Annotated in this window: 21 protein-coding genes and 1 tRNA gene; 12 read left to right on the top strand and 10 right to left on the bottom strand. The window is 63.9% G+C overall.

Annotated elements, in window-relative coordinates; genetic code table 11:
- Positions 1-10: 10 nt before the first annotated feature.
- From WFP39_RS10300 to WFP39_RS10280, 5 genes are all read right to left on the bottom strand, one after another.
- Positions 11-670, bottom strand: a complete 660-nt coding sequence (locus WFP39_RS10300) for an inner membrane-spanning protein YciB (RefSeq protein WP_336919467.1) — start codon at positions 668-670, stop codon at positions 11-13.
- Complete coding sequence (gene ftsY / locus WFP39_RS10295) at positions 670-1,593, bottom strand: signal recognition particle-docking protein FtsY (RefSeq protein WP_336919465.1); 924 nt, start codon at positions 1,591-1,593, stop codon at positions 670-672. Before ftsY ends, WFP39_RS10300 begins: the two co-directional genes overlap by 1 nt.
- Positions 1,590-2,795, bottom strand: coding sequence for a MiaB/RimO family radical SAM methylthiotransferase (locus WFP39_RS10290; protein ID WP_336919464.1), 1,206 nt, complete (start codon positions 2,793-2,795; stop codon positions 1,590-1,592). Before WFP39_RS10290 ends, ftsY begins: the two co-directional genes overlap by 4 nt.
- Positions 2,777-3,589, bottom strand: coding sequence for a diaminopimelate epimerase (dapF, locus tag WFP39_RS10285; protein ID WP_336919463.1), 813 nt, complete (start codon positions 3,587-3,589; stop codon positions 2,777-2,779). The genes WFP39_RS10290 and dapF overlap by 19 nt, the downstream gene beginning before the upstream one ends.
- 78 nt (positions 3,590-3,667) lie before the next feature.
- Positions 3,668-5,347 carry a putative bifunctional diguanylate cyclase/phosphodiesterase gene (locus tag WFP39_RS10280; RefSeq protein WP_336919462.1) on the bottom strand — a complete coding sequence of 560 codons (1,680 nt, stop codon included), beginning with the start codon at positions 5,345-5,347 and terminating at the stop codon, positions 3,668-3,670.
- A gap of 137 nt (positions 5,348-5,484) precedes the next feature.
- Between WFP39_RS10280 and WFP39_RS10275 the strand changes: the two genes are divergently transcribed.
- Both WFP39_RS10275 and WFP39_RS10270 read left to right on the top strand, forming a co-directional pair.
- Positions 5,485-5,895, top strand: coding sequence for an EVE domain-containing protein (locus WFP39_RS10275; protein ID WP_336919461.1), 411 nt, complete (start codon positions 5,485-5,487; stop codon positions 5,893-5,895).
- Positions 5,896-5,982: 87 nt separating this feature from the next.
- The gene (locus WFP39_RS10270) at positions 5,983-6,153 is read left to right on the top strand and encodes a CsbD family protein (RefSeq protein ID WP_336919460.1); all 171 of its coding nucleotides are present in this window, start codon (positions 5,983-5,985) and stop codon (positions 6,151-6,153) included.
- Positions 6,154-6,221: 68 nt separating this feature from the next.
- Here WFP39_RS10270 and WFP39_RS10265 read toward each other — a convergent pair whose 3' ends face one another.
- Positions 6,222-7,874, bottom strand: a complete 1,653-nt coding sequence (locus WFP39_RS10265) for a thiamine pyrophosphate-binding protein (protein ID WP_336919459.1) — start codon at positions 7,872-7,874, stop codon at positions 6,222-6,224.
- Positions 7,875-8,012: 138 nt separating this feature from the next.
- Between WFP39_RS10265 and WFP39_RS10260 the strand changes: the two genes are divergently transcribed.
- Positions 8,013-8,216 carry a hypothetical protein gene (locus tag WFP39_RS10260; RefSeq protein ID WP_336919458.1) on the top strand — a complete coding sequence of 68 codons (204 nt, stop codon included), beginning with the start codon at positions 8,013-8,015 and terminating at the stop codon, positions 8,214-8,216.
- Between the two features lies 1 nt (position 8,217).
- On the opposite strand, the gene WFP39_RS10255 is transcribed toward WFP39_RS10260, so the two are convergent.
- Entirely contained in the window at positions 8,218-9,537 is a 1,320-nt protein-coding gene (locus WFP39_RS10255; RefSeq protein WP_336919457.1) for an MFS transporter, read from the bottom strand.
- Between the two features lie 155 nt (positions 9,538-9,692).
- Between WFP39_RS10255 and pgsA the strand changes: the two genes are divergently transcribed.
- Positions 9,693-10,286 carry a CDP-diacylglycerol--glycerol-3-phosphate 3-phosphatidyltransferase gene (gene pgsA, locus WFP39_RS10250; protein ID WP_336919456.1) on the top strand — a complete coding sequence of 198 codons (594 nt, stop codon included), beginning with the start codon at positions 9,693-9,695 and terminating at the stop codon, positions 10,284-10,286.
- Between the two features lie 44 nt (positions 10,287-10,330).
- Positions 10,331-11,770 (top strand): amidase family protein, encoded by a 1,440-nt coding sequence (locus WFP39_RS10245; RefSeq protein ID WP_336919455.1) that lies wholly within the window; start codon positions 10,331-10,333, stop codon positions 11,768-11,770.
- Between the two features lies 1 nt (position 11,771).
- On the opposite strand, the gene WFP39_RS10240 is transcribed toward WFP39_RS10245, so the two are convergent.
- Together WFP39_RS10240 and rnd are read right to left on the bottom strand one after the other, a co-directional pair.
- A complete protein-coding gene (locus WFP39_RS10240) occupies positions 11,772-12,668 on the bottom strand; it encodes a hydrogen peroxide-inducible genes activator (protein ID WP_336919454.1) in 897 nt (298 codons plus the stop codon).
- The gene (rnd, locus tag WFP39_RS10235; protein WP_336919452.1) at positions 12,665-13,966 is read right to left on the bottom strand and encodes a ribonuclease D; all 1,302 of its coding nucleotides are present in this window, start codon (positions 13,964-13,966) and stop codon (positions 12,665-12,667) included. Before rnd ends, WFP39_RS10240 begins: the two co-directional genes overlap by 4 nt.
- 312 nt (positions 13,967-14,278) lie before the next feature.
- Here rnd and aspS point away from each other — a divergent pair, with 312 nt between their 5' ends.
- The 7 genes from aspS to WFP39_RS10200 all read left to right on the top strand — a co-directional run bounded on the left by aspS (position 14,279) and on the right by WFP39_RS10200 (position 21,010).
- Entirely contained in the window at positions 14,279-16,072 is a 1,794-nt protein-coding gene (aspS, locus tag WFP39_RS10230; protein ID WP_336919541.1) for an aspartate--tRNA ligase, read from the top strand.
- Positions 16,073-16,204: 132 nt separating this feature from the next.
- Positions 16,205-16,441: an acyl carrier protein gene (locus WFP39_RS10225; protein WP_336919450.1), complete on the top strand. Its 237-nt coding sequence runs from the start codon at positions 16,205-16,207 to the stop codon at positions 16,439-16,441.
- A gap of 172 nt (positions 16,442-16,613) precedes the next feature.
- Positions 16,614-17,873, top strand: coding sequence for a beta-ketoacyl-ACP synthase II (gene fabF / locus WFP39_RS10220; protein ID WP_336919448.1), 1,260 nt, complete (start codon positions 16,614-16,616; stop codon positions 17,871-17,873).
- A 3-nt stretch (positions 17,874-17,876) separates the two neighbouring features.
- Positions 17,877-18,848, top strand: a complete 972-nt coding sequence (mltG, locus tag WFP39_RS10215; RefSeq protein WP_336919447.1) for an endolytic transglycosylase MltG — start codon at positions 17,877-17,879, stop codon at positions 18,846-18,848.
- Positions 18,845-19,366 (top strand): 2'-5' RNA ligase family protein, encoded by a 522-nt coding sequence (locus WFP39_RS10210; protein WP_336919446.1) that lies wholly within the window; start codon positions 18,845-18,847, stop codon positions 19,364-19,366. The genes mltG and WFP39_RS10210 overlap by 4 nt, the downstream gene beginning before the upstream one ends.
- Positions 19,367-19,467: 101 nt before the next feature.
- A tRNA-Met gene (locus tag WFP39_RS10205) sits at positions 19,468-19,544 on the top strand.
- 176 nt (positions 19,545-19,720) lie between these two features.
- Entirely contained in the window at positions 19,721-21,010 is a 1,290-nt protein-coding gene (locus tag WFP39_RS10200; protein WP_336919444.1) for a tyrosine-type recombinase/integrase, read from the top strand.
- A gap of 273 nt (positions 21,011-21,283) precedes the next feature.
- Here WFP39_RS10200 and WFP39_RS10195 read toward each other — a convergent pair whose 3' ends face one another.
- On the bottom strand, positions 21,284-21,748 hold the full coding sequence (locus WFP39_RS10195; RefSeq protein WP_336919443.1) for a MarR family winged helix-turn-helix transcriptional regulator: 465 nt from the start codon (positions 21,746-21,748) through the stop codon (positions 21,284-21,286).
- Between the last annotated feature and the right edge of the window lie 26 nt (positions 21,749-21,774).

The raw sequence follows: 21,774 nt of genomic DNA, 5'->3' as shown, positions 1-21,774 counted from the left end.
CTGGTGCGGCCTATTCGTGCGGCGGGTTCTGTGCCACCTTCTCCTCCTCGCCCAGCTTCAGTCCGTGCTTGAGCAGCATGGGGATCTGGGTGAAGGTGAACAGGAAGGACAGCGGCATGAACAGCCACAGCTTGGCCGCCAGCCACGCCTCGAAACTGATGGTGTAGATCATAACGGTGTTGATCACCGCCAGCACCACAAAGAACACGCCCCAGTTGATCGACAGCTTCAGCCATCCCTCGTCCGAAAGCCCGTCAAACGCGGCCTCCAGCAGATATTTGAGCAATGCCTTGCCCTTGAACCATCCGCCGATCAGCATCACCGCAAAGCCGGCATAGATGATCGTCGGCTTCCACTGGATGAAACGTTCGTCATGGAAGTAGATCGTCAGCCCGCCAAAGCCGACGATCAGCACGGTGGACAGCCACAGCATGGGCGACACTTTTCCCAGCCGGATACGCGATACCGCCAGCGCCACCAGAGCGGCGACGATGAAGGCGCCGGTGCCATTGATCACGGCAAGGATCTCCCCCGCCGTGTCGCCTGCCTCGTCCGGCGAGAAATATTTGTAGGTCAGGAAGAACACCAGCAGCGGGCCGTAATCGACCGCGACATTGATCCAGCCCGATGCGGACTTGGCGGGCTTCTTCTCTGTGCTGTCCGGGGCCATCACGCCACTCCTGCGATAACTTTGGCGACCAGATCGGGGTCGAAGGGCCGCAGATCGTCGATCTTCTCGCCCACGCCGATCGCGTGGATGGGCAGGCCGTATTGTTCGGCCGCGGCCACCAGCACACCGCCGCGCGCGGTGCCGTCGAGCTTGGTCATGATCAGGCCGGTCACGCCCGCCACTTCGCGGAACACGTCGATCTGCGCCAGTGCGTTCTGCCCGTTGGTGGCATCGAGCACCAGCACCACGTCATGCGGTGCCTCCGGATTGAGGCGGCCCAGCACGCGGCGGATTTTCGCCAGCTCGTCCATCAGTTCGCGCTTGTTTTGCAGGCGTCCGGCGGTGTCCACCACCAGCGCATCGATCCCTCGATCGGTCGCCAGCTTGACTGCGTCGAACACAATGGATGCCGGATCGCCCCCTTCGGGACCGGTGACGATGGGCACGCCGATGCGATCGGCCCATACCTTGAGCTGGCCGATGGCGGCGGCGCGGAAAGTGTCGCCCGCGGCCAGCATCACGCCGTAATCATCCTCCTGAAACAGATGCGCCAGCTTGGCGATGGTGGTGGTCTTGCCGCTGCCATTGACGCCGATCACCAGGATCACCTGCGGGCGGGGGAAAGCGGTGATTTCCAGCGGCTTTGCCACGGGCCGCAGGATTTCGGCGATTTCCTCGGCCACCGCCTCCTTCAATTCGCGCTCGGTCAGCGTCAGGCCAAAGCGCTTCTCGGCCAGCTTGTCGCGGATGCGGCGCGCGGCGCGCGGGCCGAGGTCGGACATGATCAGCGCGTCTTCGACCTCGTCCAGCGTGGCATCATCCAGCTTGGCGGTGCCGACAACGGCGGTGAGGTTTTCGGTCAGCCGTTCCGAGGTCTTGCGGAACCCCCCAAACAGCCGCTCGGTCCAGCTAGGCCCGCTCATTGCAGCAATCCTTCGGTAACGCTTGTGGGGGTGATGGTCATGATCATTCCGGCAGGGGTGTTGGCGGGCAGGGCCACCCGCGCGAATTCGGGGGAATAGCCACTGCCATCCCGTTCTGTAAGCACGTGCAATGGCCTTCCCACAAGCGATTGCAGGAAGGCTGTGTGTTCGCGCGCTACATCGGCCCGCAATTCGGCGGCGCGTTGGCGGATGGTGGCCTTGTCGATCTGCGGCATCCGCGAAGCCGGGGTGCCGGGGCGCGGCGAATAGGGAAAGATATGGCCGTGCGCGATGGCAAGATCGGCAATGACGGCGCGATTATCGGCATGGTGCGCCGGCGTTTCGGTCGGAAAGCCTGCAATCAGGTCCGCGCCGACGGCGATGCCGGGCCGCCGCGCCTTTAACCGTGCCACCAGATCCAGCGCATCGCGGCGCAGATGGCGGCGCTTCATCCGCTTGAGGATCAGGTCGGCCCCGTGCTGGAGCGAGAGGTGAAGATGCGGCATCACCCGCTCCTCCCCGGCCACGAGATCGAACAGCAGCGGGTCGATCTCTACCCCGTCCACCGAGGAGAGGCGCAGCCGCGTGAGCATGGGGAAGGCATCGAGCACCGCCTGCACCAGCGCGCCCAGACGCGGGGCGCCGGGCAGATCGTGCCCCCAACTGGTGAGGTCAACCCCGGTCAGCACAACTTCGGCCGCGCCCTGATCCAGATGGCGCTCCACCTCTGCCAGCACGGCGGCGACGGGCAGCGAACGGCTGGCCCCGCGCCCCTGCGGGATCACGCAGAAGGTGCAGGCATGATCGCAGCCGTTCTGCACCGCGATGAAGGCGCGGGTGCGCGCCGGGGGCAAAGGCGCAGCGCGTTCGGGCACATTCCACGCGCGCGCATCCAGCTTGGCGGCATTGGGGATCAGCCCATCCACCTCGGCCATGGCGGAAAGCCCCGCGCGCTCCACCTCGGCGGCGCAGCCGGTGACGAGCAGGCGGGCATCGGGCCGTTCGCGGCGGGCGCGGCGGATTGCCTGCCGCGTCTGGCGCACCGCTTCGGCCGTCACTGCGCACGAGTTGATGACGACGACATCGCCGCTGTCGCCCAAAAGGTCGCGGATGCGCTCGCTCTCGGCGATGTTGAGCCGGCAGCCCAGCGAAATGACGCGGGGTGATGCAAGCGCCGCCGCGCTCACGCGTAATCTGCCCATTCGAACGACCCGCGAAAACTTGTCGTCGCAGGCCCTGTCATGGTGATGCGGTTGTCCGCGCCCCAAGAGATGGTAAGCGTGCCGCCGGGGAGAGCCACCTCCACCTCGCGCTCCACCAGCTTGCGGCGCATCGCGGCAATCGCGGTGGCGCAGGCCCCCGTGCCGCAGGCCAGCGTCAGTCCCACGCCGCGTTCCCACACGCGCAGGCGAATATGGCGCCGATCGGTCACGGTGGCGACATTCACATTCACGCGGGCGGGGAACAGCGGATCATGCTCGATCAGCGGGCCAAGACGTTCCAGATCGACCGCGTCGCAATCGGGCACGAAGAACACGGCATGGGGATTGCCCACATTGACCGCCGCGGGATTTTCGAGGTTTTCCCATCCCACCGGCATGGACAGCGTATCCATCGCATAGGCAAGCGGAATGGCATCCCAGTCAAAACGCGGCTCGCCCATATCGACCGAAATGCCGCCGGCGCTGGCCTGCGTTTCCAGAATCCCGGCGGCCGTGGCGATGCGGGCCGCGCCGCCGGCCAGCAGGCCCACCGCGCGCGTGGCGTTGCCGCAGGCCTCCACCTCGCCCCCGTCGGCATTGAAGATGCGCATGGCAAAATCGGCGATGTCGCTCGGCTCCAGCACGATCAGCTGGTCGCAGCCAATCCCGGTGTGCCGGTGCGCCAGCGCCGCGGCAATCTGCCGCGACAGGGGGCCGGGCAAGGGCTGCGCGCGCGTGTCCAGCACGACAAAATCATTGCCGAGACCGTGCATTTTGGTGAAATCGACACGCATCCGCGCCAGTTAGAGGCTTGCGCCCGCTCACGCAATGCTCGCCGGATGCTCCGGCTGGCCTGCGTCAGCCTTTGTGCCTCAGCTTGCCTGCCTTTTCTGAGTGGCAAGCAGTTCGGGCGTTTCGGCAGGGTTGGAGGCGTGGCCTGTGCCGCCGGAAAGTAGCTGCATCCCGGCCAGTCTCTCGCGAGTCGCATTGGCATCTTCGGGCATTCCGAACAGGTAGCCCTGGCCTTTCATCCCGCCCAGTTCGCGCAGCGCGTCGCGCACATGTTGGCTTTCGATCCCTTCCGCCGTCACCGGCAGATCAAGCCCGCGCCCCAGCGAGACGATCGCAGCGACCAGATCGTCACATTTGGAATCTTGCCCGATTTCCGACACGAAGCTGCGGTCGATCTTGATCCGGTCGAACGGCAGCGAACGCAATTGGCTGAGGCTGGAATAGCCCGTGCCGAAATCGTCGAGGCAGACGCGCACGCCCTGGTTTTTCAGGCTGTTGATTGCATTACGCACCGCGCCCACATTTTCGTGCAGCGTGCTTTCGGTAATCTCGATTTCCAGCCGGCTGGGCGGAAAGCCCGCCTGCACCAGCAATTGCAGCAGCTTTTGCGCAAACCACGCGTCACGAAACTGCACCGGCGAGATGTTGACCGAAAGCGTCAGCGACGGATCCCATTCGCGCGCATCGGCCAGCGCCTGCCGGATGAGGTTTTCGGAAAGATCCGAAATCAGGTCCATTTCCTCGGCAATGGGAATGAACACTTCGGGACTGACGAGGCCATAATGCGGCGAATGCCAGCGCGCCAGCATCTCGAAGCCCACCAGCTTGCCTGTTTGCAGATCGACTTGCTGCTCGTAGAACGGCACGAACTCGCCCTTGGCAATGCCGTCACGGATAGCGGCTTCCAGATCCCGCTTCAGCCGCAGATCATCCTCCAACAGGGGGAGGAAGGCTACATGGCGGTTTCGGCCGTTCTTCTTGGCGTGATACATCGCAATATCGGCGCGATGCACCAGCGTGGCGGCATCACAGGCCGCGCTGTCGCTGGTATGCGGCTCGCTCAGGGCATAGCCAGCGGAAATGCGCGGCAGGATCATCGCCCGTCCATCGGCCACGGGCTGGCCGACCTGTTCGATCAGCAGCGCGGCAAAGTGGTCAAGGTCGTTATGCAGCGCCGGATCCACAATCATCGCGCATACGAATTCATCGCCGCCCACGCGGGCGATCACGCTGCCAGCGGGGAAATGCATGCGTAACCGGTCTGCCACCACGGTCAGCACCAGATCGCCCGTCTGGTGGCTGTTCAGGTCATTGATCTGCTTGAAATTGTCGAGGTCGATCATGAACACCGCGACCCTGCGCTTCGCCTGTCGCCCTGTTTCGAGCAAGGCCTCGATCGCGGCGGTGCTGCTGAGGCGGTTGAGGCATTTGGTCAGCGGGTCGGTACTGGCCAACAGGCGCGCCTCTTCCTCGGTCTTGCGCCGGGTGGCCACTTCGCGCTGCATTTCGGAATAGCGGCGCCAGCCCAGCAGCACGAGCGCAATATTGAGCAGCAACGCGTTGACCAGCAGCGGATCGGGCGGAGCGCCGCCCGTCAGCCACGAGCGCAGAACCTGCGGCATCAACGTGCCGGCGATGCCCACGAACTGGATAATGGCTGCCACGGCAATACCAAAGGCGACGATGTCGTGCCGCCTGCTGCGGTTGTCGGCCGTCTTGGCCGGATTCTGGCCCGCATTATGGCTCGTATTCTGGCCCATGATTTTCGCCAAGACGGCTTGCCCCCCAAAAGTGCAAACGACATATGCGAAAGCATGATCAATTTTCGGTTAATGCCGCCGCGGCATCGGCCACAATTGCGCAGCTGCGCGCACATTCAGGGCAAAGGGACAGGGTTATGCATCGCTACTGGCTGATGAAGTCGGAGCCGGAAAAGTATGGCTGGGACGCGCTGCTGCGTGACGGCGAAACCGTGTGGGATGGCGTGCGCAATCACCGCGCCAGCAACAATATGCGCGCGATGCAGGTGGGCGATCAGGCCTTTTTCTACCATTCGGTCACCGGCAAGGAGATTGTCGGCATCGTGGAAATAAGCCGCACGGGCCTAATCGATCCGACCGATCCCGAAGGCAAGTGGGCGACCGTGATGGTCAAGCCCGTGCGTGCGCTGGAACGCCCCGTCACGCTGGCCGAGATCAAGGGCGATGCCGCGCTGGAAGGGATCGAACTGGTGCGCCTGTCGCGCCTTTCCGTGGCCGAGATCACTCCGTCCGAATGGGAGCACATCCTGGCGCTGGCGGCGCGATGAGAGGGAACCTGCCTGGTCGTTAAACCATTGGCTCAGCAAGGAAGGCGAACACGTCGCCATCCGTGAAAACAATCAAGGAGACACGACATGGGCGATTTTATCGACAAGGCCAAGGGCAACATCAACGAAGCTATCGGCAAGGCCAAGCAGCATTCCAACGATCCTGAAACGCGCGCCGAAGGCGCGGCGCAGGAAATGAAAGGCAAGGCCCAGCAGATGAAGGGCGAGCTCAAGGGCAAGCTTGGCAACAACATCTGAAGGCTGCCGGTTTGGGATACGTAAAATGCCAAGGGCCACCTTTGCGGGTGGCCCTTTTGCATGGGGGATCACCCGCGCCTCAACCCGCTTACCGTCGCGCCGCCTGCGCTCAATTGTTCAATGTCGGTCAGGCAGTGAATCAGCCGCACGCCCGTTCGCGCCAAGGCGTCGCCCAGCGTTTCGGCAAAGGCTTCATGCGTCTCTACCCGTGCGCCCCAGCCGCCAAACGCGGTGGCCATTGCCGCGAAATCCGGATTGGCCAGATCGGTGGAGGAAACGCGGCCGGGATATTCGCGCTCCTGATGCATCCGGATCGTGCCATAGGCCGCATTGTCGAACACGATCACCAGCATATCCGCGCCATATTGCACCGCGGTTGCCAGTTCCTGCGCGTTCATCAGGAAATCGCCGTCACCCGCGGCTGCGATGACTGTGCGGTCGGGGTAACGCAATGCGGCGGCCACCGCTGCGGGTATGCCATAACCCATCGCCCCGCAGGTGGGGGCAAGCTGGCCCGGCGCGCCGTGGTAATGCCAGAAGCGGTGCCACCAGCCCGCAAAATTTCCCGCGCCGTTGCAAATGATGGCATTGGCGGGCACCTGCGAACGGATCGCTGCCATCACCCGGTTCAGGTCGAGCGCGAAATCCGCCGCGCCCGGAGTCGACCATGCGAGCCATTCGCGGTGCGCCTCCTCGCCTGCATCAAAGGAGATAATCGCGTGATCGTCCCACAGGGCGGCGCTTTCGGCAAATTCATCGGGATCGGCGCAGATCGCAAGGTCTGCACGGTAAACGCGGTTCAGCTCCGCCGGATCGGGGTGCACATGAATCAGTGTCTGGCCGGGGTGATCGGGGGTGACGAGCGTATAGCCATCGGTCGTCGCTTCCCCCAGCCTTGCACCTACCACCAGCAGCAGATCGGCCGCCTTTACGCCTTCCACCAAGGCGGGTGAGGGGCCGTATCCCAGATTGCCCGCATAAACGGGGGAGGCGGGCGATATCGCATCCTGCCGCCGGAATGCGGTGGCGACCGGCAGGCCCAGACGCTCGGCAAAGGCGGTGAAATGGTCGCGCGCCTTGGCGTGCCAGCCCGCGCCGCCAATGATCGCCAGCGGTGCCGCAGCATCCGCGATCAGCGCCATCATCGCTTCCAGCGCATCGGGGCAGGGGGGCTGCGCGGGCTTGTGCACGAAGGGGCGCACCGCCGCCTGCACGCCGCTTTCGTGCAGCATGTCTTCGGGCAGGGCCAGCACCACCGGGCCGGGCCTGCCGCCAATCGCGGTAGCATAGGCGCGGGCGATATATTCGGGAATCCGTTCGGCGCGGTCGATTCGCGCGGCCCACTTGCAGATGGGGGCGAAGAAGGCAGGAAAATCGACCTCCTGAAAGCCTTCGCGGTCGCGCATTTCGCGGCCCACATCGCCGACGAACAGGATCATCGGCTGCGAATCCTGCATCGCGACATGCACGCCGATGCTGGCATTGGTGGCACCGGGCCCGCGCGTGACGAAGGCGATGCCGGGCCTGCCTGTCATCGTCCCGTCGGCGCAGGCCATGAAGGTGACGCCGCCTTCCTGCCGGCACGTAACCGTCTGGATCTGCGGATGATCTTTCAGCGCGTCGAGCACGGGAAGAAAGCTCTCCCCCGGCACGGTGAACACACGGTCGCAGCCTTGCACGGCAAGGCATTCGACCAGCAAGGCGGCGGCTTGGTTGCTCATGAAATCATCCTCTACCCGCTCGCCATGCACCCCGCAATCGCCGTTGGCGGTATCGCGATCTTCTCCACTGTCCGGATTGTGGACAGGCGGAACCTTGCGGCTGGAAGATGGTTAGCAAAGGGTTAACACAAGTCCCCCATGAGACGCGCACTTGTCCTGACCGATGAATCGGCCCGCCACCCGTTCCGGGCCTCGCTTCCACCCTTGTGGCGTATGCTGGACGAGGTGGAGAGCAAGCGCAGTTGGCGCCTCAACTTCTTCGGGCTCGACGGCGAGGATGCGCGCCAGTTTCTCGCCACCTATGTCGCCTGCTTCCTCGCGGTGACAGTGTTTTTCGCCTGAGCTATTCGGCAGGAAGCGCCGCCAGCTTTTCCGCCGCGTAGAGCCGGTAGCCAAGCCATGCGGAGATCAGGCACATCGCCGCACTCAGCAGCACCTGCTCCACCAGCGGCACCCCTGCCGCGCTGAGACCCAGCGCCAGCACCGAACCGCCCACCATTGCGCCTGAATTGACGATATTGTTCGCCGCCACCGCGCGGCTGGCCTGCGAGGGATCGACCTTGGTGGTGAGGAAAGCATAGAGCGGCACCACGAACATGCCGCCCGCAATCGCGATCAGCAGCAGGGTGAACAGCACCAGCGGCGCCAGCGGCTGCGCGATGAAGGTGGCGACGTCCATCAATTCGCTGCCATGCGGCACGCCGTCCCACAGATGGCACACCCAGTAGAAGGCGGCGACAAACAGCCCCATGAAGATCACCGACATCGGTGAATAGCGCGCCGATACCGCGCCTTTCAGCAGCGCGTTGATCGCCACCGATCCAATGGCGACACCGATGGAAAAGATTACCAGGAACAGGCTGGCGACTTCCTTGCTCGCCATCAGGACATTCTTGGCCAGCGGCGGGAACTGGATGAAAAGCACTGCGCCGATCGTCCAGAAGAAGCTGATGGCGAGGATGGCATAGAACACTTCGCGGTTGTGCATCGTGTTACGCACCAGCGCGATCGAGGCGCGGATGATGTGGCGATCCATCGCTTGCCCTTCCACGAAAGGCGGGGCGGGGGGCACATGCCGGCTGGTGAGGTAGCCGATGATGGCGATGCCGATCACCAGCAGGGCGGCCACCTGAACCGAGACGAATCCTGCCACGATCGTTCCGCCCATGATGGCGATATAGGTGCCTGCTTCGACAAGGCCGGTGCCCGCCAGCACTTCCTCGCGCTTCAGATGCTGTGGCAGGATCGCGTATTTGATCGGCCCGAAGAAGGTCGAGTGCACCCCCATCGCCAGCAGCGCCAACATCATCAGCGGGATCGCGACCATTTCGGTCAGCATCCCCTGCCAGGCCATCAGCAGCCCCGCTGCGCCCACCGTCATGATGCCGATTTCCGCCGCCTTCACCATGCGGATGATCCGTGCCTTGTCGCGCATGTCGGCCAGTTGGCCCGACATGGCCGAGAGCAGGAAGAAGGGCAGGATGAATACCGCCGACGCCACGCCGCTGAACACCGTTTCCGCTGCGGCCGAATTGTAGACCGAGTAGACGACGAACAGCACCATCGCGTTCTTGTAGAGGTTGTCGTTGAAGGCGTTGAGCAGCTGGGTCACGAACAGCGGGGCAAAGCGCCGCTGCTTCAGCAGATGGGTGGAAGTGAGCATGAAAAGCCGTGCAAAGCCTTGTGCGATTGCCTGTGTCTGATGCGTTTAGACGCATTGCCATGTCAAACAAGGAACACTGCGCGGAAAAGTGGCACCGGCGCAAAATTTCGCCGCGGGCTTTTTTGCCAGCGGATTGTGCCCTAAGGCTGCGTGCGATGCTGAGCCTGCCCAACATCCTCACCCTGTCGCGCATCGCCATGATCCCGCTGCTGGCAGCGTTGTTGTGGTGGCCGGGATGGGAAGCAGGCTATCTGCTGGCCTTCGCGCTCTACTGCCTGATGGGCTTTACCGATTACCTTGACGGGATGCTGGCACGAAGCAGCGGCGCGGTCAGCAAGCTGGGCATCTTCCTCGATCCGATTGCAGACAAGATCATGGTGGTCACCGTGATCCTGGTGCTGGCGGCGATGGGCGTGCTGCGCGGCCCCTATGTGGGCGATATGCATGTGATTGCCGGCATGATCATCGTCATGCGCGAGATTGCGGTATCGGGTCTGCGCGAATTTCTGGGGCAGCTGCAAGTGTCGATCCCTGTCAGCAAATTGGCCAAATGGAAGACGACCTTTCAGCTGGTTTCGCTGGGCGCGCTCATTCTGGGGCAGGGCCTGCCGCGCTGGAACATCGCGCTGTGGGGCGAGGTCATCAATCTGCCGCACACGGTGGGCCTTACCACGCTGTGGCTGGCCGCCATCCTGACGGTGATTACCGGCTGGGATTATCTGCGGGTGGGTTTGAAGCACATGGATTGAGAGGTGCGGTTGACCGCATTGGCGGCAATCGGGGGAGAGAGAATATGTCTGGCACGGATACGGCCCTGCTTTCGGCGGGCGAACAACTGGCGCTGCTGCAATCGGGGGCAATCCGCGCGGAAGGTCTTCTCGACCTCATGTTGGCCCGGCTGGATCGGCTCAATCCCCGGTTCAACGCAGTCGTCGCCTTCGATCTGGAACGGGCGCGGAGCGAGGCGCAAAGAGTGGATGCTGCCCGCGCGCGGGGTGAGGCGCTCCCTCCGCTGGCGGGGCTGCCGATCACGATCAAGGAATGTTACGAGGCGGAAGGAATGCCTGCTTGTTGCGGCTTTCCCTTTTTGGCCGATCATCGCCCTGCCGAAGATGCCGATGCGGTGGCGGCGCTGCGCCGCGCGGGCGCGATCATCTATGGCAAGACCAACCTGCCGCAGGGCGCCAGCGACTGGCAGAGCTTCAACCCGGTCTATGGCCTTACCCGCAATCCGTGGGATGAGGGGCGTTCGCCCGGTGGTTCTTCCGGCGGATCGGCAGCCAGCGTGGCGCTGGGTCTCACCGCGTTCGAATTGGGCAGCGACATTGGCGGGTCTATCCGCATTCCCGCGCATTTCTGCGGCGTTTACGGGCACAAGCCGAGTTACGGCCTCGTGCCTATGCGCGGCCATATCCCGCCCATGCCGGGCGCGTTGTACCAGCCCGAACTGGGCGTGGGCGGGCCACTGGCGCGCAGTGCGGCCGATCTGGCACTGGTCCTGCCGCTCTTGGCCGGACGCGGGCTTGCCCCCGCGCGCCGCGAGAGGCTGGCCGACTTCCGTGTTGGCCTGTGGCTGGGGGAAGGGTCGGACTTCGTGCTCGACGACGGGGTGCGCGCGGCGCTGGAAGCCCATGCCGAGGCGCTGACAAAGGCGGGTGCGCGCATTGAACGGGTGGCGCTGCCGGTGGATGCAGCCAGTGCCCATGAAACCTATATGCGCACGCTGTTCGCCATTGTGGGGGCAAGCGCGCCGGGCGAGGCGGATGCCTTTGCCGCCTGCATCCCGGATGATCCCACCGGCATTGCCGAACAGATGTCCCGCTATATGCGCTGCACCTTGCCTGAATGGTTCGAATTGCAGGACCGGCGCGAGCATCTTTACCGCGACTGGGCGCGCTATTTCACCGAATACGATGTGCTGCTGACTGCGCCGGTGCCCGTGGTCGCGTTTCCGCACATGGCCGAAGGGCAGGGCGTACATTCCGAACAGCTGGCCCGCCGCATAACGGTGAACGGCAAGCCCGTGCCCTATCTCGATTTCACCTGGCAGGGGCTGGCAACGGTGGCGAAACTGCCCGCCACGGTGATGCCGACCGGGCGGTTCCACGATGGCTTGCCCGTGGGGATGCAGGTGATCGGGCCGTGGATGGAGGACCTGACCGCGATCCGCTTTGCCGAACTGGCAGGCGAGGCGGCGGGCGGTTATGTCCCGCCTCCGGTGGCGCTGGCTTAGGTCAGCCCGCCTTCAATTCCTGCGCCAGCAGGCGAAACTCCTCCGCGCGCGGCGAATTGGTGCGCCAGATCAGCGCGATCTGGCGGCTGGTGTGGCGGCCCTTTAGCGGGCGGGCGACCACATTGGTTTCGTGCAGGATTCCCGCCGTGATCGCCATTTCGGGCAGCATGGTGAGGCCAAGGCCGTTGTCCACCATCTGCACCAGCGTGTGCAGGCTGGTGCCGATCATCGTGGCGCTGGCGCGCATTTCGGGGCGGTTGCAGGCGGCGAGCGCGTGCTCCTTGAGGCAATGCCCGTCCTCCAGCAACATCAGCCGGCCTTCGTCGATCATGCTGGGGGCAATTTCGGCGGGCGGATCGCGCGGGTCGTCCTTGGGGAAGGCGACATAGAGCGGGTCTTCGCCGATAATTTCCTTCTCTACCTCGCCCGTTGCGAAAGGAAGCGCCAGCAGCACGCAATCCGCACGGCCGTGATGCAGCGATTCGACCGCGTGCTCGCTTGTCTCCTCGCGCAGGAACAGCTTCAGTTGCGGGCGCTCGCGGCGCAGGCGCGGTAACATGCGCGGCAGCAGGAAGGGCGCGATGGTGGGGATCACACTCATCCGCAATTCGCCCGACAGCGGCTTTCCCGCCGCCTGCACCAGATCAGCGAGTTCCTCAGCCTCGCGCAGCAGCCGGTGTGCCTTGGCGACGACCTGATTGCCCAACGGGGTAAAGCGCACCACGCGGCGGCTGCGTTCGACCAGCACCACCCCCAGCAGCGATTCCAGCTCGCGTATCCCCGCCGACAGCGTGGATTGCGAGACGAAGCAACTGTCCGCCGCGCGACCAAAATGTTCATGCTCGTGCAGGGCGACGAGATATTGCAGCTGCTTGATGGTGGGCAGGTAAATGCTCACTCGGCAGCGTCCGCTTCGGTTTCGGGCGCATCTTCCTCCGGCTGGTAATCCTCGCCGTCCGGTGCTGCCCACTCCTCGACCGGTTCGTCCTCGATCGTCGCTATCGCATGCACGCTGGCGCTGCCATTGGTGACATCGTCGATATGCGTCATCTTCAGCCGTCCGCGCTCTACCGCAAAAGCCAGCTTGCCCTCGACCAGTTCCAGCGCATCGCGGCCGAACACCTCGTAACGCCAGCCTTCGAGCAGCGGCAGTTTGCGCATCCCGGCGGCTAGGCTTTCGAGTTCTTCCGACCGGGCCAGAAGGCGTGCGGCCACGTCAATCTCGCGGCTGCGGATTTTCAGCAGCAGCTTGAGGAGATCCGCCACCAGTGCGCCTTCCTTGCCCAGCGGCGCGCCGCGCTTGGGCTTGTCGGGCATTTCGTCTTCCGAAAGCGGCTGCGCATTGGCAAGAACGCGCATCAGCCGTTTGCCGATGTCATTGTCCTTCCACGCCTGCGAAAGGCCACGCACCTTGGCGAGATCAGCCTGCGTCTTGGGCGGGTGGCTGGCAATATCGGCCAGCGTTTCGTCGCGGATGATGCGGCCGCGCGGAATGTCCTTCGATTGCGCCTCTCTCTCGCGCCAGGCGGCCAATGCCTTCAGCCGACCCAGTACCGCCGGATTGCGGCCGGGAGCACGCAGCCGCAGCCACGCCTCGTCCAGCTCGTTGGCGTAATTGGCCGGATCGGAAAGCTTTTCCATCTCGGCATCGAGCCACGCGCCGCGCCCGGTCTTGATCAGCTTTTTCAGGATGCGCGGGAAAATCTTGGCAAGGTAGGTGACATCGCCAATCGCATATTCGATCTGCCGTTCGGTCAGCGGGCGGCGGCTCCAGTCGGTAAAGCGCGCGCCCTTGTCGATCGTCTTGCCCAGCCAGCTTTCGACAAGATTGGCATAGCCGATCTGCTCGCTCTGGCTGATGGCCATCATGGCGACCTGCGTGTCGAATATGGGCTGCGGCGTCTTGCCGGTGAGGTTGTAGATGATTTCCACATCCTGCCCGCCCGCGTGAAAGACCTTCAGCACATCCTCGTTCTCGCACATCAGGTCGAGCAGCGGTTTCAGGTCCAGCCCCTCGGCCAGCGGGTCGATCGCGGCGGCCTCCTCCTCGTTCCCGATCTGGATGAGGCAGAGCAGGGGGTAATAGGTGTTCTCCCGCATGAATTCGGTGTCAACGCACACGAAATTGCCTTCGGCCAGCCGGTCGCACAGCGCGGCGAGATCGGCGGTCTTGGTAATCAGGGGATGTATTTTCATCGGGTCGTCATTCATCTGGTGGGCGGTTCACCGCCCTGCGCCCGGTGTGGGCAGGGATCAGGCAGCAACCGGACGGCGCGCCTTTCGCAGGCTGTTAGCGCGGCGAGGGCGGCGCGCCAACTGTGCAGGGCTGCCATTTGCCCAGCAATTCGCACTTTGCATGGTGAGTGTTGCACACCGGCTTCGTGCGCCGCCCCCGCCGGATCGTGCAAAAGGGGTGACGCAGGCGCGGCGAGGCGCTAATGCGCGCCGCTTGCCGGGGCTGTATCCCCGCACCCGTTCACTCGCATTTGCAAAGCCTGATCCATGACCATGCCAGAGTCGCTCCACGCTTACCGCACCCACACCTGCGCCGCCCTTGGCGCTGCCAATGTCGGCGAGACTGTCCGCCTGTCGGGCTGGGTTCACCGCAAGCGTGACCATGGCGGCGTGCTGTTTGTCGATCTGCGCGACCACTATGGCATCACGCAGATCGTGGCCGACAGCGATTCTGCCGCGCTGCCCGTGCTGGAAGGGCTGCGCCTCGAAAGCGTCGTCACCATCGACGGCGAAGTGAAGGCGCGCGATGCGGCCACGGTCAACCCCAACCTCTCCACCGGCGCAATCGAAGTGTTCGCGCGCGGCGTGAAAGTGCTGAGCCGCGCCGAGGAACTGCCGCTGCCCGTGGCGGGCGAGCAGGAGTATCCAGAAGACATCCGCCTGCGTTACCGCTTTCTCGACCTGCGCCGCGAAACGCTGCATGCCAATATCGTGACGCGCACCAAGATCATCTCGGACATGCGCCGCCGGATGGAAGCGGCAGGTTTTACCGAATATTCGACGCCGATCCTGACTGCGAGCAGCCCCGAAGGCGCACGCGACTTTCTGGTTCCCAGCCGCATTCATGCGGGCAAGTTCTATGCCCTGCCGCAGGCGCCGCAGCAGTACAAGCAGTTGCTGATGGTGGCGGGGTTCGACCGCTACTTCCAGATCGCCCCCTGTTTCCGCGACGAGGACCCACGCGCCGACCGCCTGCCGGGCGAATTCTATCAGCTCGATCTGGAAATGAGCTTCGTCACGCAGGAGGAAGTTTGGGAAACGATGGAACCGGTGATCGGCGGCGTGTTCGAGGCGTTCGCCAAGGGCAAGCCGGTGACGCCCGTCGGCAGCTTCCCGCGCATCCCCTATGCCAAGGCCATGCTCGATTACGGCAGCGACAAGCCCGATCTGCGCAACCCCATCATCATCAAGGATGTGACGCAGCACTTCGTCGATAGCGGTTTCGGCATCTTTGCCGGGATCGTGGCGGCGGGCGGCACCATTCGCGCCATTCCGGCGCCGGGCGCAGGCGCGGGCAGCCGCAAGTTCTTCGACGACATGAACAACTGGGCGCGAGGCGAGGGCTATTCGGGCCTTGGCTATATCAACATCAAGGACGGCGTGCCCGGCGGCCCCATTGCCAAGAACCATGGCGAGGAGCGCACGGCAGAGCTGATTGCGGCGCTGGGCCTTGGCGAAAATGACGGCGTGTTCTTCGCCGCTGGCAAGGAAGAGCAGGCCGCAAAGCTGGCAGGCCTTGCCCGCACGCGCGTTGCCGAACAGCTTGACCTGATCGACAAGGACCGGTTCGAACTGTGCTGGATCGTCGATTTCCCGTTCTATGAATGGGACGAGGACAACAAGAAGATCGAATTCAGCCACAACCCCTTCTCCATGCCGCAGGGCGGGATGGAGGCGCTGACCAGCCAGGATCCGCTGACGATCAAGGCATACCAGTATGACCTCGTCTGCAACGGCTATGAAATCGCCAGCGGTTCGATTCGGAACGAGAATCCGGAGACCATGGTCAAGGCGTTCGAAATCACCGGGCTGACCAAGGCCGATGTGGAGGAGCGTTTCGGCGGCCTTTACCGTGCCTTCCAGTATGGCGCGCCGCCGCATGGCGGGATGGCCGCGGGCGTCGATCGCATCGTGATGCTGCTGTGCGGGGCGCAGAACCTGCGCGAGATCACGCTGTTCCCGATGAACCAGCGCGCCGAAGACCTGCTGATGGGCGCGCCGTCGCCGGCCGAGCCGAAGCAGCTGCGCGAACTGCACATCCGTGTGGTGGAGCCGCCCAAGGGGTAAGGCAGCAAGGCACCGGTGCAAAACTGGCGATTGCAGGGGCAGGCGCTCACCGCGCCCCCTTGCAAGCCGCCGCGCCACTCTCTAGGGCGAAATTCAAATCAACCCTGCAAGCGTTTTGAAAAGGGATTTCACATGAGCGATACCGCCGACCGCGTGAAGAAGATCGTTGTCGAGAATCTTGGGGTAGAGGAAGACAAGGTCACGCCCGATGCCAGCTTCATCGACGATCTGGGCGCCGACAGCCTCGACATTGTCGAACTGGTGATGGCGTTCGAAGAAGAATTCGGTGTCGAAATCCCGGACGAAGCGGCCGAGAAGATCAACACCGTGGGTGACGCGATCAGCTTCATCGAAGCCAACGCGGGCTGATTGCCCGACACCCTGTTCGCAACACGGCCCGCGCCAGACCAACGGGGATGGGCGGACGGGGATGGAAGGCTCAGCCATGCGTGGCTGGGCCTTTCGCAATTTTGGCCCGTGATGCGCAGGCCTGCAATGTGCAGACGATAGCCCCGACACGCGACTGGAGAGAGTAGAGCTTATGCGGCGAGTGGTTGTAACCGGACTTGGCCTTGTCACCCCCCTGGGCGGCAATGTGGAAACCACCTGGGCAAACCTGATTGCAGGGCGCAGCGGCATCGGCCAGATCACCCACTTCGACGCCTCCAACCAGAAGTGCACCATTGCTGGCGAAGTGAAGCCCAAGGATCACGAATGGGGCTTTGATCCCGATCTGCGCGTCGATCACAAGGTGCAGCGGCAGGTCGATCCCTTCATCGTGTTCGGCATTGATGCCGCGGGGCAGGCGCTGGAGGATGCCGGCCTGACCGACATGGACGAGGCGACCCGCTGGCGTGCGGGCTGCTCGATTGGCTCTGGCATTGGCGGCCTGCCGGGGATCGAACTGGAATCGGTCAATCTGCACGAACGCGGGCCGGGCCGCGTCAGCCCGCATTTCGTCCATGGCCGCTTGATCAACCTCATCAGCGGGCAGGTCAGCATCAAATACGGCCTGATGGGGCCGAACCACGCGGTCGTCACCGCCTGTTCCACCGGCGCGCATTCGATCGGCGATGCCGCGCGCATGATCCGCGATGACGATGCCGATATCATGCTGGCAGGCGGGGCCGAGGCAACGATCTGCCCCATCGGCATTGCCGGTTTTGCGCAGGCGCGTGCACTCAATACCAGCTTCAACGACCGCCCGACCGAAGCCAGCCGCCCCTATGACAAGGCGCGCGACGGTTTTGTGATGGGCGAAGGCGCGGGCGTTGTCGTGCTGGAGGAATACGAACACGCCAAGGCACGCGGCGCGAAAATCTATGCCGAAGTGGTCGGCTATGGCCTGTCGGGTGATGCGCACCACGTCACCGCTCCGCATCCCGATGGCATGGGCGCGGAAAACGCGATGCGCATGGCCTTGAAGAAGGCGGGTCTTGGCGCGGGCGATATCGATTATGTCAACGCCCACGGCACGAGCACGATGGCGGACACGATCGAGCTGGCAGCGGTGAAGCGCGTGCTGGGCGATGATCTGTCGGGCGCCTCGATGAGCTCGACCAAAAGCGCCATCGGCCACCTGCTGGGCGGCGCGGGCGCGGTGGAAACGATCTTCTGCATCCTCGCCATCCGCGACCAGATCGTGCCGCCAACCCTGAACCTCACCGACCCTGACGAAGGCACCGAAGGCGTCGATCTGGTGCCGCTGGTCGCCAAAAAGCGCACTGTGCGCGCGGCACTGAACAACAGCTTTGGTTTCGGCGGCACCAATGCCTCGCTGGTGGTGAAGAAGGTCGATTAAGCCATGCTGCGGGCCGTTGTCGCCCTTTTCGGCCTCGCTCTGGCAGCGGTTCTGCTGGCGGGGGCATGGTTCGCCTGGGGCTGGTATGGCTCCAGCCAGATTGACGAGGACACGCCCTTCATCGTGTCCGACGGCTCCACGCTGACATCGGCCGCGCGCAAGCTGGAGGAGGAGGGGCTGATCGCTTCTGCCGACGGCTTCCTGCTGCGGGCAAAGGTGCTGGGCAGTTCGGATCCGATCAAGGCGGGCGAATTCCTGCTCCCCGCAGGCGCAAGTGCAGCGCGCATCCTCGACATTTTTCAGCACGGCGAAGTCATCCGCCGGTTCATCACCATTCCCGAAGGGATGCCATCGGTGCTGGTGCATGAGAAGCTGATGGCCGAACCGCTGCTGACGGGCGAAATCGACGTGCCTGCCGAAGGTAGCGTGCTGCCCAATTCCTATGATTTCGAACGCGGCGAGAGCCGGCAGGCGGTGCTCGACCGGATGCAGGCGGCGATGACGCGCACGATCGAGGAGCTCTGGCCCACCAAGGGGCCGCGCAGCGTGGTGAACACCCCGCAAGAAGCGGTGATCCTTGCCAGCATCGTGGAAAAGGAAACCGGGGTGCCTGACGAACGCGGCATGGTGGCGGGACTCTATTCCAACCGCCTGCGTATCGGGATGCGGTTGCAGGCCGATCCGACGATCATCTATCCCATTACGCAGGGCCGCCCGCTGGGCCGCCGTATCCGCCGTTCGGAAATTGCTGCGGTCAACGGCTACAACACCTATTCGATGAACGGCCTGCCCGTGGGGCCGATCACCAATCCGGGCCGGGAATCGATCGCGGCGGTGCTCAACCCGGACGAAACCGACGCGCTCTATATGGTGGCCGATGGCAGCGGGGGGCACGCCTTCGCCCGCACGCTGGAGGAGCATCAGGCCAATGTCGAAAAGTGGTACGCGCTGCGCCGCGCGCGCGGAGAGATGTGAGCCCGCCGCTTATCGTCACGGCAACGCTGCCGCCCGATCTCTACAGCTGGGCCACGCAATTGCGCAGCGAGCATTACCCGGCAGAGCGCAATTTCCTCAAGGCCCATGTCACGCTGTTCCACGCATTGCCGCCCTTTGTGGAAAGCGAGGCGCGGGAGGTGCTGGCGCGGCTGGCGGCGCACACCCCGCCGGTTCCCGCGCGGCTGGAGAGAGTGATGAATCTGGGCGGCGGCACGGCGCTCAGCCTCTCCAGCCCGGCATTGCTCGATCTGCGCGACGAGATTGCCGAGCGTTTCACCGGCCTGCTGACCGAACAGGACAGCCACGCCCCGCGCCTGCACATCACCGTGCAGAACAAGGTCACCAATGCCGAGGCCAAGGCGCTGCAACAGTGGCTGGCTGCGCGGATGGAGCCGCAGGCCTTCACCTTTCGCGGACTGGAACTCCACCGCTATCTGGGCGGGCCGTGGGAGGCGCTGGGCAAATGGCCGTTTCGCGGGCACGGCACGGGTCGGTAATGCGGGCAACGAAAGAACGCATATTGGGCATTGACCGGGGGCAGGCACCGCCCTAAATGCCGCGCCTTGCCGGGGGTTTCCCACCCCCTGCCATCGTGGATGGCGGAGTAGCTCAGCCGGTTAGAGCAGCGGAATCATAATCCGCGTGTCGGGGGTTCGAGTCCCTCCTCCGCTACCAGGTCCCTGTCCGGAAGCTTCCGCAAGCTTCCGGACATTTCCAAAAAGCGCAGATAAAGCAGAGGGTTGTGGGTGATTCGCGTCCGCATGTGCCCGCTTGAATCCGCATGAAGCCAAATTTGGCAGGGGGTATTTCTGGGGGTATTTTGCGGCCTTCCGGAAAGGAGCGATACCCCCATGCCTCTCACTGAACTCGAAGCGAAGTATGCCAAGCGCCGAGACCGGCCCTACAAGCTGGCTGATGGGGGCGGCCTTTTCCTGTCGGTCCAGCCCAACGGCAGCAAGCTGTGGCGCATGAAATATCGCTACGACGGAAAGGAGAAGCTGCTGTCGTTCGGAGCCTATCCCACGCTCGGAATCGCGGCCGCTCGCGAGAAGCGCGACACAGCAAAGGCGCTACTCGCCGACGGCAAGGACCCCGGCCAAAGCAGAGCCGAGATGAACCCTGAGAAGGGCGAGACCTTCCTTGTGGTCGCCGAGCGGTGGCACGCCAATCGGGCTTCGGCGCTCGACCCTGCCCACGCCCAGCGGGTCTGGTCGCGGCTCGAACGGGACGTGTTTCCGGTCCTCGGCAGCAAGTTGATGCACGAGATCACGCCGCCCGACGTGCTGGCGATGGTTCGCAAGATCGAGGCAAGGGGAGCGCTCGACATCAGCCGCCGGGCCAAGCAGGGCGTCGGGCAGATATTCCAGTTCGCGATCGCCTGCGGCTTGGCCTCCGCGGACCCGACAGCACACCTGCGCGGTGCGTTGAAGCCGCGTCCGCGGGTCAAACATATGAGCCGCGTACCTCTTGCCGAGCTGCCGACGCTCCTGGGAAAGCTTCGAACCTACGACAAAGAGGGCGAACGGCGATCGGCGACCACGCGCGACGCTTTGATGCTCGCTCTCCTAACGTGGGTTAGAACCAAGGAACTGCGCTTCGCCGTGAAATCGGAGTTCGAGGATCTTGATGGCAGGGAGCCGCTCTGGCGCATTCCAGCCGAACGGATGAAGATGGTCCGGGAGCACCTCGTGCCCCTCTCGGTTCAGGCCGCTGAGATCGCCAAGCGGGCCATCGCGAGTTCCCCGAACGATTTTATGTTCCCTGGGACGACGCCTGAAAAGCCGATGTCGGAGAACACGATGATCTACGCGCTGTACCGGCTCGGCTACCACAGCCGGCAGACGGTGCACGGCTTTCGCGGGCTGGCGAGCACCTGGGCTAACGAGCAGCTGGTGGAATTTGGCGAGCCGGCCATGTGGATCCGGAAGTACCACGAGGACTGGGTGGAGATGCAACTCGCGCATTCGGAGGAGAACGAGGTGCGCGGAGCATACAACGCAGCCGAATATATCGTCCCGCGCCGCCGCATGATGCAAGACTGGGCCGACTTCCTCGGCGGCGAGCGGGACGCCGGAGGCCCCAAGATATCCGGGAGGGGCAATGTAGTCGACATTAGAAGCGCCCGGAAGAGAGCAGCTTAAGCTACTGTAGTACCGCGTCCATAGAAGCTGGTGGAGAGTTGATTGGGCGCGAGGCTCGCTAGCGGTCTTGATACGGTTTCTATTGCCGACCGACTGTAGTCATCTGCCGGTCGGGCAGCTTTGCGCCCTAAGCGGTCATTTGACCATGTCCGCAGCGCTCCCTGAAGCGGTCATCCGTATAACGTCAGCTGGGCGACAAAATAGCGAGTTACTCACGGCGCCAGAGCAGCCCGTGTTCGCCGGAGCGGCAGGGCTCCCCTTTGGCTCGTGAACCTAGTCCGACTCGCTCTGGTCAGCACGTTGCTCCGCCGCCTCGATAAATGCCGAGAGCTTGACCAGTGCCGCGTCCATCGCGGCCAGTTCCTCGGGCGGCAAGCGGCCCACGGTTTCGTCTAAGATTTGGACGTAGACCGGCTGGGCGCGCTGGAGCAGCGCCCGCCCTTCCTCCGTTATCTCGATGAGCTTGGCGCGGCGATCGCCCGTCATGGGGCAACGGCGAAGGTGTCCGATGGCCTCCAATGCGTCGATCGCTTGCGTCACCGTGCGCGGCGAGTGGCCGAAGAAGGTCGCGATGTCCGTGGACCGCCTTGGCTCGTCGGCGACGTAGGCCAGCAACCTGATCTTGGCGACTGACGCGTCGCTTCCGGCGAGCAGCCGGTCGAGCAGCCGCTGAAGGCGAAGGAAGGTCCAAGCGAGTTGCTTGGAGACTTCCAGTAGGGGGCGATGCTGAGGTTCCATTTAATATGGTCTTGTATCATGGCTCT

The organism is Alteraurantiacibacter lauratis, assembly GCF_037154155.1.
Classification (GTDB): Bacteria; Pseudomonadota; Alphaproteobacteria; order Sphingomonadales; family Sphingomonadaceae; genus Alteraurantiacibacter; species Alteraurantiacibacter lauratis.
Note: the sequence above shows the minus strand (reverse complement) of the source record. Positions and strands in the feature narration are given on the sequence as shown.